Here is a 13,241-nt window from a genome sequence, read left to right on the forward strand (position 1 = left end):
AATTTCGTAAAAGAAATTTTTAAATATATATAATTAAAGAATTTATTATGTGTAATTGAATTATTAAAACTGATGATTCGTAAATTTTAGATGTTAACAATAATTTTTTCGAATTAAGGAGTGGGTAATATGGAAGTAAATCTACCAGAAACAACAAGTCAACATGAACAGGAAGAAAATAGTATAACTGCCTTTAGATTAGTTATAGGTCGTTCAAATTTTATTATAAGGGACATAAGGCAAAATGATTATGGTGTTGATCTGAATATAGAGGCTAAACTTATAGGTGAAAATAAAAAATATGCAAGTAATTACCTTTGTCAAATTCAACTTAAGGATAAGTTAAATAGTGCTTCTATTAAGAATATGGATGGAACTTATAGTTATGAGGTGAAAATAAAAAGTCTAAATTATCTATTAAATAATCCTTCTTCTATATTTATGATTTATTTGGAGGATGAAGAGATTTTTGTTTGGGAATGGGCAAATGAAATACAAAAGTACGCATTGAAAAAAAATCTCAATTTGAATTCAACATCTCAAAAAGGATTAACTTATAGGTTTTATAAAGAGTTAAATAAAGAAAATATAAACAGAATATATGAAAGGATTATTCAAATTGGTGATAACATAAAGAAGTTCCAAAAAATCATATTAGAAAGCAATCAAAATATTCTATTAAGAAAGGAGAAACTATTAAGCTCATTTGATCAAAAAAATCAAGAAATAGAGAATTGGATCCAGAAAAAAGAGTTTGAAAAGGCTTTAAAACTCTGTAGCAGTATGGCGAATTTTGTTGAAGAGGAAGAAGTGTTTATTAAATGTTCAGTCTTATCTATGTTATCTAAAAAGTATAAAAAGACGGTTGGATTTTGTAATAGATCACTAAAAATTAATGAGAATAATTATCTGATTTATCTAATAAAGGCTTCAGCTTATATTGAGTTGAAAAATTATGAACAAGCAATAAAATCAATACAAAAATCGTTATCTATTAAGGAAACTCCTGAGGGATATATCCAATATGGAATATTGCATTTTGCTCTTGGTAATTATTCGAAAGCAATTAATTGGCTAAAACAAGTTCTCGATCTTGATATAGAAAATGAGTGGGCATTATTAATCATTGGCAATATATATACGGCATTATTTGATTATCCAAATGCATTATATTATTTGGAAAAGGTGTTGAAAATCAATTTAAAAAATGCACAAGCCCTTGCTTTAATAGGGGACAATTATAAAAATCAAGGTATGTATGAGTTAGCTTCAGAATATTATCTTCAATGTTTGGATATCGAACCTACTAATGAGTTAGGATTAATTGGTTTAGGGGTGTCTTTATTAGCAAATAATCAACATGATAAAGGATTGATTTATATAGGGAAATGGATGGGTCTTTATCAAAGAAAAAAACTGAATAAAAACAATGGCATAGTTTTAGCTTATATAGGAAGGGAAAATAGTTTCGCTTTGAGGGTTACACTACATAAAAAAAATCAAATCAAAGTAGAACTAGGAAAAGAACAAGAGGTTTTATTAAATTTACCAAACGAGTACGATAAAATTTTTATAGGTGTACAGAAAAATACTAAAGAAAAATGGGGAATTCCGTTAGTCGGAAAAATTTATAGCAAGAATAAGGATTTTAATAATGTAATTAAAAGTATGACCGAAAAGTTAGATTTGATTCGAGATTTCCCATCTAAGGGGCAGAGTATAGATTTTTATAATCAAACTAAACTATATGTTAAAGAAGAAATAGATAGAGTTTACATACAACTTGATTTTAATGGTTGTATAATAAATGGCTATACAAATGGAAATAATAAAAAAAGAGGATTTAATGCATTTATGAAAGCCTATAAAAGGCTAGAGGCATTTCAGGTAAGTCTGTATAATGAGGAGAAAAATGAAGAAGTATCCTTTGTTGTTAAAGGAAATGTATTAATAGAATCACTCTAATAAAAGTTATATGTTATAAAGGGTCATACATCACAACACAAACCCATAATAGTAGAAGTGAAAAGAAAGTTATAAAGTTACGAGAGATAAATTAAAAGCAGACTGAATTTTATTCTGTTTTTTGTGTTCCAAAAATTATTTTCTCCTTTTTAGGCAGGTGTCTATACGATCTGTAAGCTCTTCTCATACGCTGGACTGTAACCTATGTGAAGGAGAGATTGGATATGACTGATACAAGACACTTCTGCTGCGGACCCGGTTTTGGCGCTTACCCAGGCTATGGTGCAGGCGGTCCGGGATTCGGCATGTACGGAGGCGCGGGCTATCCGGGCCATGGCATGTATACAGGGATGGGCCAACCAGGTTATGGAGGCGCAGGCTACCCGGGTTATGGCATGTCTGGAGGATTCGGCGGCTACCCAAGCGGAGGCTATCCGAGCTCAATGAGTTATCCGAGCTACGGAATGCACTATGATAATGATGGACATCACGGACACCATCAGGATGGAAATTACGGACATCATCAGGATGGAAATTATGGGCATCATGATGACGGAAATTACGGGCACCATCACCACCAAATGGGGCACTGGGGAAAAGACGGCCATAAATAAAAAGCGTGGAGAACGGACACTCTTGCTGATCAAGGGTGTTTTTTTGTTTTTGTTTTTCTTGACTGTTCAGTCTGGAAAAGGTAATATCTTCTTGCAGGAGGTGATATTCGTTTGGGTAGGAATAAAGAATTCGATACCGCGCTTGTTTTGCGCAGAGCGATAGAGGTTTTTGGAGAGTATGGCTACGAAGGCACGTCACTGCAAGAGCTGCTTTCTCATTTAGGCATTGCGCGCCAGAGTTTGTACGATACGTATGGAACGAAGCGGGATTTGTTTCTGTCAGCTGTTAAAACGTATCTTGAGGGAAAAAACGCGGCTGTTGTGGAAAGGCTTGAGGCACCGGGCTCTGTCAAGGAAGCCATTCGTGATATTTTTCAGGAGGGTGTGAATGTCCTGAAAGATCCTGAACGTTCAAAGGCGTGTTTTATCATCAACAGCGCTATTGAACAAATCCCGCATGATCCGGCCCTTGCCCGGTACTTTGAAGGACAGACGAAACAGCTTGAGACGGCCTTTTATCAGGCGCTGAGAAGAGCACAGGCTGAAGGAGAATTGAAGGAACATCTTGATATATCGGCCCTTGCCCGTTATTTAAACCAGAGCCGGCTGTCTCTGACGTTTATCGCTAAGGTTTCTGCTGATTTTGACCAGCTTCAGGATTATGTTGAAGTGAGTTTATCTGTACTTGATTGACTTTTTTTGATAAAGGGTGCTTTGCCCTTTGATGTAGTTTTCGGACTGAATGGTCTAAAAAAAGAGGTGATGATCCATGATGATGACGGAATACGAAAAAGCATGTGACACACTGAATCAATTTATGCAATATATGCTTGAAAAGGATATGGAGCGCTGGGCAGAGCTGTGGGATGAACATGCTGTGTTGGAGTTTCCCTATGCGCCAGAGGGATTTCCGGAAAGAATTGAAGGGAAGGCGGCCATTTACGATTATATTAAGGATTTTCCTGATAACATTCATATTTCTGCTTTTACTGCTCCGACAGTGTATCGCTCGGCTGATACAAACACGATCATTGCGGAGTTTCAATGTGAAGGCTATGCGATCGCGACTGGGCTGCCTTACCGGCAAACCTATATCAGTGTGATTGAAACGAAGGACGGCAGCATTTTGCATTATAAGGATTATTGGAATCCGCTTGTCGTCAATGAGACATTTGGAGAAACATTTGTACAAACAGAGGAGGATGAAAAATGATGAGTCACGATCAGATTCTGATTACGGGAGGAACCGGCACAACAGGGAGCCGGATTGCTAAACGGTTAATTGAGCAGGGTTACAGCATTCGCATCGCGAGCAGGAAAAAGGGAGAGATTAGCAATGCGGAGTATGTATATTTTGATTGGAAGGATGAGTCCAGCTTTACGCCTGCATTGGAGCGGGTGAAACGGATTTACCTCGTTGCGCCGGTTGGTGTGCTTGATCCGTCTCCTTATGTGCTTCCCTTTTTAAAGGAAGCAAAGCGGCTCGGTGCTGAACGTGTGGTGATGCTCAGCGCGTCCGCTGTTCCTGAGGATGGTCCTGTATTTGGGGCATTGCATCGTGCAGTACGCGGGTTTCCGGAATGGGCGGTGCTGCGGCCGTCATACTTCATGCAAAACTTCATCAATGTCCAGCATCGCAGGTCCATTCAAACTGAAGGGCAGATCATCACGGCGGCGGGTGAAGGGAAACTTGGTTTTATTGATGCTGATGATATTGCAGAAACAGGAGTGCGTGCTTTGATTGACAGTGTGCCTCATAATACTCATCATATTCTGACGGGACCTGAGGCGCTGAGCTACACTGAAGCGGCGGAGATTATAGGAGCCGCGGCGGGACGACCGGTGACGCATGTCAGCATGTCTTCTTCCGAACTGAAAAATAGGATGGAAACAGCAGGTTTGCCTGCGGATTATGCCCGCTTTATGGCGGAATTAGATGAAGCGATCCGCCATGGTGCCGAACACCGGGTGACGGATACAGTGAAGCGTGTCACGGGAAAAGAGCCCCGCTCGCTGGATGAGTTTGCGGCTGATCACGCTTCGTACTGGACGCGCTGACCTCTTTTTGGACTGAACAGTCTAGAAAGACTTTCTGCTCTGCCGAAGGTCTTCTTTTTATCTATTGAGTTTAAAAAGGCTTGCCGCGTTTTCGGTGCCGATTTTGAATCTGACGGAGGTTCTCGATGATTTAATCCGGCAGGTTAAGCCTGATACGCCGGTAGAACCGGTCAGTATGGATGAGGATCATCCGCCTGTTTCATTTGTGAAACTCTTTGAGTACATCCATGAACACGCCGAGTACTTTCAAGTAATGCTGAGCGACAGAGGGCTTCCTCAATTCAGAAGTCTGATGGCGGAATTCGTTCAGAAACGAATTTACGGAATTGCTTTCATCCATTGAAGAATCTGAGAAACAGCTTCAGATTGAAAGAGATACTGGTCAGCTATATCACCTCCGCCCATATCGGGATGATTTGTTCCTGGCTGGAAAGCGGCATGAAGTACAGTCCTTTATTTATGGCGAATCAATTAACGCGTTTAACGCTTTTGGGCCCGCTCCGGATTGCAGATATAGAAAAACAAATCAAGCTTCCTTATTAAATTTTTGTCATCATAACGCCTCCTGCCTCATACCTATTAAGGTCATTGTTTTTGAGAAAGGAGGAGCCAGAATGAAGGATATGCAGCCGTTTACACCTGTTAAATCATACACGCCCTTTCACAGCCGTTTTGATCCCTGTCCGCCCATAGGGAAGAAATATTACAGAACGCCGCCTAACCTCTATATGACCTTTCAGCCTGAGCATATGGAGCAGTTTTCGCCGATGGAGGCTTTAAGGAAAGGCACCCTTTGGAAGGATCTCTATGATTTTTATGAAAATCCTTATCGAGGGGGAGACACACATGACAAAAAAGGTTGATGCGGAATATTACCGCCAGCTTGAGCAGATTCAAGCAGCGGATTTTGTGCTTGTTGAGCTGAGTCTGTATTTAGATACACATCCTGATGATGAAGACGCACTGAAGCAATTTAATCAATATTCCGGTTATTCGAGGCACTTAAAAAGACAGTTCGAATCATCTTACGGACCGCTTCTGCAGTTCGGAAACAGCCCCGCGGGCGAGGATTGGGATTGGGGAAAAGGGCCTTGGCCGTGGCAAGTATAAGGAGGAATGCCTGAATGTGGGTGTATGAAAAGAAGCTGCAATATCCTGTCAAGGTCAGCACGTGCAATCCGACGCTGGCGAAGTATTTGATTGAGCAATATGGCGGAGCGGACGGCGAGCTGGCCGCGGCTCTCCGGTATTTGAACCAGCGTTATACCATTCCTGATAAGGTCATCGGCCTTTTAACAGATATCGGCACGGAGGAGTTTGCCCATCTGGAAATGATTGCGACGATGGTGTATAAGCTGACGAAAGATGCGACGCCGGAGCAGCTGCGTGAAGCCGGGCTTGGCGATCATTACGCGAATCATGACGGCGCGCTTTTTTATCACAATGCGGCGGGGGTGCCTTTTACGGCAAGCTATATTCAGGCGAAGGGCGATCCGATTGCGGATTTGTATGAAGATATCGCGGCAGAAGAAAAAGCGCGTGCGACGTATCAGTGGCTGATTGATATTTCGGATGATCCTGATTTGAACGATTCTCTGCGGTTTTTGCGTGAACGTGAAATTGTGCATTCTATGCGCTTCAGGGAAGCGGTTGAGATTTTAAAAGAAGAACGGGATAAGAAGAAACTCTTTTAACAGGCAGCGGGGGCTCCCTTCATGCGTCCTTTTACATACAGACAAAATATTCTGTTTTTTTGTCGTTTGCTTGCATTATAATGAAGGTATGCATGTAAGTTTAGTTTTGATCGGGGGGCCTTTATGACATCTTTTAAGATTACGAAAGAAACTGTCGCAAATGATTTTCACGCCGGCCTGGCAGATCGTGAGGATGCAGAGCAAATAACGGGACTGCTCGTCCGTACGGCTGAATGGCTGCGGGACCGGGGCTCTGACCAATGGAGCGGGCTGCTGGAGGGGCATGACTCACATGATATTGTTGGCTCAATTGAAAGCGGACATGTGTTTGTGTTCCAGAAAGATCAAGAGCTGGCCGGTGTAGTGATGCTTCTTCCTGAGCCGAGCGAGTGGGACAGAACGCTTTGGGGAGACGAAGGGCACGAAGAGTCCATTTATTTGCATCGACTGGCGGTCAGCCGCCGGTTTGCGGGGAATGGGCTTGGGGCCGAGATTCTCACATGGACGGAGACAGGTGTTGAGTATCCGGGGAAGAAGCGGATCCGTCTTGATTGTGTTGCTGATAACGACGCCTTGCATTCCTTCTACCGGAGAATGGGATATGAATTTAAGGGATCAGATGCCTCGGGGTTTCATTTGTTTGAGAAAGAACTGAACAAGTCAGAATAAGCGTCCTTTTTAGGGGGCTTTTTTGCCTTTTTGAAAAGGGAGGACAGGCCGGATGATCTTTTTTATGTGATGGCCATTGCGACGGCTTGTATTTCCGCTTGTGTCTCCATTTTTCTGCGGTTGAGGATGCCGCCAAATAAATGGCCGGAATGGATACTGGGTGGGCTGCTTGTTCTCGGTGTGATCACAATTTGGTGCAGCATCTTTTTTGTCGGCGGCTGGGATGGCATGGCGCTGGGCATGCTTGGGATTCATGTGATAGTCGGAGCGTTTGCCGGGTACTTGATCGAGACGGTGTTCCGGCTGTTGAAAAGGCAAATCAGGAGAAGGTAAGACATGTGCCGTCTCAAATGATGTCGAATTTTTTACGGGGCGGCAGGAATTTTCTTTCGAGTGGAGAAATACATATTACTTTACAATGAAAGCGTTTTCTGTAGTGGGAAGGTGATGTCGATGATACATAGCCTGACAAATGGGCTGAATCATTTTTGTACATGGGTGATGAGACTGGCTTATGTAAATGTGCTGTGGATCTTGTTTTCTCTTGCCGGGCTCGTCGTGTTTGGGTTGATGCCTGCTACGGCCGCGATGTTTTCAGTGGCGAGAGAGTGGGCGAAGGGGAACACGGATGTCCCGGTGTTTTCTGTGTTTATCCGGACGTTTAAGAAGGAGTGGGGTGCAGCTCAGCTGTTGGGGCTCATTCTTGTGACGGCCGGTTTGTTTTTGTTTGCGGATATACGGATTGCCGCTCAGATGAATCAGCCTGTGCTGGTGAATGTGTTTATGAGCATCGGATTGATTTTCTTGTTTGTGCTGTTATATGTGTTTCCGGTCTTTTCTCATTTTGATGTAAAGCTCAGACAGGTGCTGAGCATCAGCTTTTTAATTGCCTTCAGCCGGCCATTGGTGACGCTGATGATGGCAGCGGGTGCGGTCGGAATGTTGTTTCTAGTGCTGTTTCATATGACGTTTTTGCTGTTTTTCAGCGGCAGCGTGCTGAGCTTGTTGTTAACGAAGCTGTCCTTTACAGCATTTAGGTCAATAGATCAGCGTCAGGAGATAGAAAAGGCGGCATGAAAGGAAGAGTCGCGGGCTGGTACAGGCGGATGAAGATTAAGGATAAGCTGTTTGTGTTTCTGTCATCGATCATGGCCGTGTCCTTTCTGTTTGTATACAGCGGGGTGCAGTACGCTTTTCATGTCTATGATGAGCAAATTTACCGCAAATCCTCGGAGGTCCTGCGGATGTCTTCTGAACGGATTGAAGACGAGCTGAAGAAAATCGAAGATGTATCGTATGAAATCATTACCGATGAACAAATTCAGCGCATTCTCAGCATGCAAAACCGTGATGATACGTATGACCAGTATCAAATGAAGCAGGAGCTGTGGGATCAGCTTGCGCAATATGCCGGCGATGAAAAGTACATTGATTCGATTCATTTGATTGATGCCCGCGGCTCAGAGTATTCCGCCGGAAGCAGTTCATCGGACCTTATGAAGCAGCAGCAGGAAGAGGTATTTGAACGGGCGAAAGCACAAAAAGGCAGGAATCTTTGGATGACCTTTGGCAATTCAGATCCTGTCCTGATTTCAGCGCGGCAAATCAGATCGTTTCATCAGCTGAGTTTAAATGGCTTGGGCATGGTGCTGATTCAAGTGAATGTGAAACAGATGATTCGTGATTTGCCGAAGGATTGGGGCGATTCGGTAGGAGACATAATGATCGCAGACAAGGACGGCAATCTGGTGTATTCGGCACATGCATCGGTGCTTACGCCTGAGATGACAAAGCAGACGCTGCGGCATCCTGGTTATGACTTGGTAAAAAAGAATGGCAAACGTTATTTTATTTCTTTCCTTCAATCATCCTATCAAAACTGGAGCTACTACAATGTCATCCCCTTTGATCAGATGTTCGCGAAAATTTCCTTTATGAAAACGGTGATCGGTACGTGTTTTCTTTTGTTTTTCAGTGTGGTTTTGCTTTTCGGGCGGAAGATTGCCAACAGCATCACAGAGCCGATCGAGCAGCTTGTGTCCGCAATGAAATCGGTGCAGCACGGCGGAATTGAGGCGGGCGTGTCGCTGTCACTGCCGGAACACACACAGGATGAGGCCGGAACGCTGAACCGCCATTTTACCGTGATGATGAAGCGGATCAATGAGCTGATGGAAGAAAATGTGGAAAAGCAGCTTATTATTAAAGAAACAGAGTTGAAGGCGCTGCAAGCCCAGATTAACCCGCATTTTTTGTATAACACGCTTGAGTCCATCAATTGGCTGGCGAAAGCGAATCAGCAGAAGCAAATTTCTCAAATGGTGGAATCGCTCGGTTTTCTCCTGCGAAACAGCATTCATATCAAAGAAGATACAGTGACCCTTCAGGAGGAGGCGGATATTGTGCTTCACTATATGACGATTCAGCGGTTCCGGTTTGAGGAGCGCTTGAACTTCACACTGGACATCGCCGATGAGGTGAAGCATTGCCGAATTCCGAAGCTGACACTCCAGCCGCTGGCGGAGAATGCGATTCAATACGCGCTTGAGCCTTTTACTCGGCCATGCGCCATCCGCCTTCAAGCGAAAAAAACGGAGGAGTGCGTCTGTATTACTGTCGAAGATAATGGGCCCGGCATGGACGAACGTATTCTTGAAAAAACGGGCGGAAGAGGGATCGGGCTCTGGAATATTCATGAACGCATCCGACTGATGTTCGGGGAGCCGTATGGCTTACGCATTCAAAGTGAGAAAGGGAAGGGAACAGCGATTTTGCTGACAATACCGTGCCGAAATGAGGTGGTGTGATGTACAAAATACTCCTTGCTGATGATGAGAGAATCATTCTTGACGGAATGGCAGGGATCATTAAGTGGGAGACGCTTGGCGCTTCTTTAGTCGGCAAAGCGCAGAACGGAATTGAAGCGTATGAGAAGATCGTAAACAAGCAGCCGCATATCGTCGTCACTGATGTAAAAATGCCCGGTATGGACGGGCTTGAGCTGATCAAAAAGGTGTCAGCCGTCTGCCCGTCCGTGCAATTTATCGTCCTGTCTGGTTTTGGGGAGTTTGAGTACGCGAAGGAAGCGATGAAATACGGGGTAAGGCATTATTTGCTGAAGCCCTGTAATGAGCAGCAGATTATCCGTTCATTAGAGGAAATCATCGCCGAGCTGAAGCTGCATGATGTGCGGAAGAAGAAAGCCGCCCACCTGAAACATGAGCTGAATCATATCCGTTCCTTTGCGGCTGATCAATACCTGGAAGGCTTGATCGCCGGTGTCACCCATCTGTCTCCGCCGCCTTCGCTTGCAGGAAAGAAGATTCGCCTTATCATCGCGGAGAACACTCAGCCTGAAGATTCTGCCGCCAGAGAGGCGTTTGGTTCCGCGCTGACAGCTTTTTGCTGCAGCGGAGGACGTGCGGTGTTTGCCGTGGAGGAGGGCACGCCCGATCTGGAGAAAAAGGCGGCGGACGGCTTTGCAGGCTGCCGGGTGATTATCAGCCGGACGGGGGAGCTGCAGGACGCAGGACAGCTGTTCCGTGAAGCAACTGAAACGGCCGGTGGCCAAAAGCGGAGTGAATTGATTTCTAAAATCACCAGGCTTGTCGCCGACGAGCTTGGCAATCCGAATCTCTCTCTGAAATGGGCAGCAAAAGATATGCTGTTTATGAACCCTGATTATGTGGGGAAAATCTTTAAGCAGGAGACAGGCGAAAAGTTTTCCCAATATGTTACGCGGGTGCGTCTTGAGCATGCGATGAAGCAGATGAAGCTGAGGCGGGATGTGAGTGTATCAGAAATCGCGGAAGAAATCGGATTCGGTGATAATCCGAAGTATTTCAGTCTCGTCTTTAAAAAATATACCGGTCTGACACCGTCAGAATTCAGAAGAAAACAGGGAGGCGCTTCTTCCGCAGGATAGCCATCTCTGTTTTTTTAACTTTCGCCACTGTTTTTTGAGTGTTTCGCCCCGTCACAACCCTTTAAAATAAAATGTAAGCACTTACATTAAAGGGGGGATTGATGTGAAGAAGGTTTACTACGTGCTGCTGTCACTTGTGTGCGTCTTGTTTTTCAGCGGATGTTCTGCGGGTGAAGAAGCATCAGGGAAAAAAGAAGACATTACGCTCAGAATCGCATGGTGGGGCGGACAGCCGCGGCATGACTATACAACAAAGGTCATTGAATTATATGAGAAAAAGAATCCGCACGTCCATATTGAAGCGGAATTTGCGAACTGGGATGACTATTGGAAGAAGCTTGCGCCAATGTCTGCCGCGGGCCAGCTGCCTGATGTCATTCAAATGGATACGGCATATTTGGCGCAATACGGAAAGAAAAATCAGCTTGAGGATTTATCGCCATATATGAAGGACGGAACAATTGATGTCAGTTCAATCGATGAGAATATGCTGTCCGGCGGAAAGATTGACGGAAAGCTTTACGGATTTACACTTGGGGTCAACGTGCTTTCTGTGATTGCCAATGATGATCTGCTGAAGAAAGCCGGTGTTTCAATTCATCAGGAAAACTGGACGTGGAAGGATTATGAGAAGCTGGCGTATGAGCTGCAGGAAAAAGCCGGCATATACGGATCTAACGGAATGCACCCGCCTGATATTTTCTTCCCGTATTATTTGCGCACGAAGGGTGAGCGTTTTTATAAAGAGGACGGCATGGGCCTTGCGTATCAGGATGACAAGCTGTTTGTTGACTATTTTGAGAGGCAGCTGAGACTGGTCAAAGCAAAAACGTCGCCAACACCGGACGAAAGCGCCCAAATTAAAGGGATGGAAGATGACTTTATTGTCAAAGGCAAATCAGCCATTACATGGAACTACTCGAATCAATATTTAGGCTTTGCCCGGTTGACAGACTCGCCGCTTTCTCTCTATCTGCCGCCGCAGCAAATGAAGGAAAAAGCGCTGACGCTGAAGCCGAGTATGCTGTTTTCGATTCCGAAAAGCTCTGAGCATAAAAAAGAGGCCGCAAAGTTTATCGATTTCTTCGTCAACAATAAAGAAGCCAACATGCTGATCAAAGGCGAACGGGGTGTTCCGGTTTCCGACAAGGTGGCAGATGCGATTAAACCGGAGCTGAATGAGGAAGAGGCCAACATTGTGGAATATGTGGAAGCCGCGTCGAAAAATATCAGCAAAGCCGATCCGCCGGAGCCTGTAGGAAGCGCGGAGGTCATCAAGCTGCTGAAGGATACGTCTGATCAGATTCTGTATCAGAAGGTATCGCCGGAAAAAGCCGCCAAAACGTTCCGGAAGCAGGCCAATGACATTTTAGAGAGGAATAATTGACGGGAAATGGGGCTGACAGAATGAAAATAAGCCGGAGTATGAGAAAAGACAATCTGGCGGGATATGCTTTTATTTCTCCGTTTATTATCGGCTTCTTCTGTTTTACGGTGATTCCGATGGGCGCGTCCCTGTTTCTGTCCTTTACAAGCTACGACCTCTTTACGGCACCGAAGTGGATCGGGCTCGATAACTATAAGGAAATGTTTACGGGTGATGAAAAGTATTGGCAGTCGCTGAAGGTCACTTTCACGTACGTGCTTGCCGGGGTTCCGCTCCGCCTCGGCTTCGCGCTTTTTATTGCCGTCATTTTAAACAATGCGGCAAAGGGAACGGCTATCTACAGGACGCTGTTTTATCTGCCTTCGATCATCGGCGGAAGTGTGGCTGTTGCCATTATGTGGCGCAATATTTTCGGCAATGACGGGGTCATCAATGCGCTGCTGTTTTTTGTCGGGATTGATCAAAAAATTCTCTGGTACCAAGACCCGGCAAGCGCGTTATGGACGCTGATTCTGCTGTCCGTCTGGCAGTTCGGGTCATCCATGCTGATTTTTTTGGCCGGGCTGAAAAACATTCCGGCATCATACTTGGAGGCGGCCAGCGTGGACGGCGCAAATCGGGTGCAGCGCTTCTTTAGGATCACGCTTCCGATGCTGACGCCGATTATTTTCTTTAACCTGGTCATGCAGACGATTTCTGCTTTTATGACCTTTACCCCGGCCTATATCATCTCAAAAGGCGAGGGCGGTCCGCTTGACGGGACGCTATTGTATTCACTTTATTTGTTCCAGCGGGCGTTTAACTATTTTCAAATGGGCTACGCCTCGGCAATGGCGTGGATCATGCTGATCATTGTCGGGCTGATTACGCTGATTTTATTTAAAACATCATCATATTGGGTTCACTACGAATCAAAGGAGGAATAACGG

The 13,241-nt window shown here is 44.8% G+C and carries 17 protein-coding genes; all 17 read left to right on the plus strand.

The window, feature by feature from the left end; translation table 11 throughout:
* Positions 1-129 precede the first annotated feature (129 nt).
* The 17 genes from P3L57_RS03745 to P3L57_RS03825 all read left to right on the plus strand — a co-directional run bounded on the left by P3L57_RS03745 (position 130) and on the right by P3L57_RS03825 (position 13,238).
* Positions 130-1,965: a DUF4365 domain-containing protein gene (locus P3L57_RS03745; protein WP_193660218.1), complete on the plus strand. Its 1,836-nt coding sequence runs from the start codon at positions 130-132 to the stop codon at positions 1,963-1,965.
* 224 nt (positions 1,966-2,189) lie between these two features.
* Positions 2,190-2,579: a spore coat protein gene (locus P3L57_RS03750; protein ID WP_193660219.1), complete on the plus strand. Its 390-nt coding sequence runs from the start codon at positions 2,190-2,192 to the stop codon at positions 2,577-2,579.
* Positions 2,580-2,690: 111 nt separating this feature from the next.
* The gene (locus tag P3L57_RS03755; RefSeq protein ID WP_044163482.1) at positions 2,691-3,272 is read left to right on the plus strand and encodes a TetR/AcrR family transcriptional regulator; all 582 of its coding nucleotides are present in this window, start codon (positions 2,691-2,693) and stop codon (positions 3,270-3,272) included.
* Between the two features lie 76 nt (positions 3,273-3,348).
* Positions 3,349-3,792: a nuclear transport factor 2 family protein gene (locus tag P3L57_RS03760; protein WP_059293896.1), complete on the plus strand. Its 444-nt coding sequence runs from the start codon at positions 3,349-3,351 to the stop codon at positions 3,790-3,792.
* Complete coding sequence (locus P3L57_RS03765; RefSeq protein ID WP_406795218.1) at positions 3,789-4,637, plus strand: NmrA family NAD(P)-binding protein; 849 nt, start codon at positions 3,789-3,791, stop codon at positions 4,635-4,637. Before P3L57_RS03760 ends, P3L57_RS03765 begins: the two co-directional genes overlap by 4 nt.
* A gap of 64 nt (positions 4,638-4,701) precedes the next feature.
* Positions 4,702-4,980, plus strand: coding sequence for a TetR-like C-terminal domain-containing protein (locus P3L57_RS03770; protein WP_257205547.1), 279 nt, complete (start codon positions 4,702-4,704; stop codon positions 4,978-4,980).
* Between the two features lie 23 nt (positions 4,981-5,003).
* Positions 5,004-5,180, plus strand: a complete 177-nt coding sequence (locus tag P3L57_RS03775; protein WP_252188259.1) for a TetR-like C-terminal domain-containing protein — start codon at positions 5,004-5,006, stop codon at positions 5,178-5,180.
* A 71-nt stretch (positions 5,181-5,251) separates the two neighbouring features.
* On the plus strand, positions 5,252-5,500 hold the full coding sequence (gene cotJA, locus P3L57_RS03780; RefSeq protein WP_024120488.1) for a spore coat-associated protein CotJA: 249 nt from the start codon (positions 5,252-5,254) through the stop codon (positions 5,498-5,500).
* Positions 5,484-5,747: a spore coat protein CotJB gene (gene cotJB / locus P3L57_RS03785; protein ID WP_044163490.1), complete on the plus strand. Its 264-nt coding sequence runs from the start codon at positions 5,484-5,486 to the stop codon at positions 5,745-5,747. Before cotJA ends, cotJB begins: the two co-directional genes overlap by 17 nt.
* 14 nt (positions 5,748-5,761) lie before the next feature.
* The gene (gene cotJC / locus P3L57_RS03790) at positions 5,762-6,331 is read left to right on the plus strand and encodes a spore coat protein CotJC (protein WP_024120490.1); all 570 of its coding nucleotides are present in this window, start codon (positions 5,762-5,764) and stop codon (positions 6,329-6,331) included.
* A gap of 123 nt (positions 6,332-6,454) precedes the next feature.
* Positions 6,455-7,000, plus strand: coding sequence for a GNAT family N-acetyltransferase (locus P3L57_RS03795; protein ID WP_059293894.1), 546 nt, complete (start codon positions 6,455-6,457; stop codon positions 6,998-7,000).
* A gap of 30 nt (positions 7,001-7,030) precedes the next feature.
* Positions 7,031-7,333, plus strand: a complete 303-nt coding sequence (locus tag P3L57_RS03800) for a YesK-like family protein (protein WP_369888473.1) — start codon at positions 7,031-7,033, stop codon at positions 7,331-7,333.
* A gap of 114 nt (positions 7,334-7,447) precedes the next feature.
* On the plus strand, positions 7,448-8,077 hold the full coding sequence (locus P3L57_RS03805) for a YesL family protein (RefSeq protein ID WP_083244574.1): 630 nt from the start codon (positions 7,448-7,450) through the stop codon (positions 8,075-8,077).
* Positions 8,074-9,807, plus strand: a complete 1,734-nt coding sequence (locus tag P3L57_RS03810) for a cache domain-containing sensor histidine kinase (protein ID WP_044163497.1) — start codon at positions 8,074-8,076, stop codon at positions 9,805-9,807. Before P3L57_RS03805 ends, P3L57_RS03810 begins: the two co-directional genes overlap by 4 nt.
* The gene (locus tag P3L57_RS03815) at positions 9,807-10,925 is read left to right on the plus strand and encodes a response regulator transcription factor (protein ID WP_069487637.1); all 1,119 of its coding nucleotides are present in this window, start codon (positions 9,807-9,809) and stop codon (positions 10,923-10,925) included. Before P3L57_RS03810 ends, P3L57_RS03815 begins: the two co-directional genes overlap by 1 nt.
* Before the next feature lie 103 nt (positions 10,926-11,028).
* A complete protein-coding gene (locus tag P3L57_RS03820) occupies positions 11,029-12,312 on the plus strand; it encodes an ABC transporter substrate-binding protein (RefSeq protein ID WP_069487636.1) in 1,284 nt (427 codons plus the stop codon).
* Entirely contained in the window at positions 12,309-13,238 is a 930-nt protein-coding gene (locus P3L57_RS03825) for a carbohydrate ABC transporter permease (RefSeq protein ID WP_083244573.1), read from the plus strand. Before P3L57_RS03820 ends, P3L57_RS03825 begins: the two co-directional genes overlap by 4 nt.
* The last annotated feature ends 3 nt before the right edge of the window (positions 13,239-13,241 follow it).

Source organism: Bacillus sp. B28 (assembly GCF_029536185.1).
Classification (GTDB): Bacteria; Bacillota; Bacilli; order Bacillales; family Bacillaceae; genus Bacillus; species Bacillus halotolerans.

What these genes read in the sequence shown, in the direction of transcription:
- P3L57_RS03805 (WP_083244574.1), top strand. Translation starts at nt 7,448, where the DNA reads ATGTCGATGATACATAGCCTGACAAATGGGCTGAATCATTTTTGTACA.
- cotJA (WP_024120488.1), top strand. Translation starts at nt 5,252, where the DNA reads ATGAAGGATATGCAGCCGTTTACACCTGTTAAATCATACACGCCCTTT.
- P3L57_RS03810 (WP_044163497.1), top strand. Translation starts at nt 8,074, where the DNA reads ATGAAAGGAAGAGTCGCGGGCTGGTACAGGCGGATGAAGATTAAGGAT.
- P3L57_RS03815 (WP_069487637.1), top strand. Translation starts at nt 9,807, where the DNA reads ATGTACAAAATACTCCTTGCTGATGATGAGAGAATCATTCTTGACGGA.
- cotJC (WP_024120490.1), top strand. Translation starts at nt 5,762, where the DNA reads ATGTGGGTGTATGAAAAGAAGCTGCAATATCCTGTCAAGGTCAGCACG.
- P3L57_RS03765 (WP_406795218.1), top strand. Translation starts at nt 3,789, where the DNA reads ATGATGAGTCACGATCAGATTCTGATTACGGGAGGAACCGGCACAACA.
- P3L57_RS03795 (WP_059293894.1), top strand. Translation starts at nt 6,455, where the DNA reads ATGACATCTTTTAAGATTACGAAAGAAACTGTCGCAAATGATTTTCAC.
- P3L57_RS03745 (WP_193660218.1), top strand. Translation starts at nt 130, where the DNA reads ATGGAAGTAAATCTACCAGAAACAACAAGTCAACATGAACAGGAAGAA.
- P3L57_RS03760 (WP_059293896.1), top strand. Translation starts at nt 3,349, where the DNA reads ATGATGATGACGGAATACGAAAAAGCATGTGACACACTGAATCAATTT.
- P3L57_RS03750 (WP_193660219.1), top strand. Translation starts at nt 2,190, where the DNA reads ATGACTGATACAAGACACTTCTGCTGCGGACCCGGTTTTGGCGCTTAC.
- cotJB (WP_044163490.1), top strand. Translation starts at nt 5,484, where the DNA reads ATGACAAAAAAGGTTGATGCGGAATATTACCGCCAGCTTGAGCAGATT.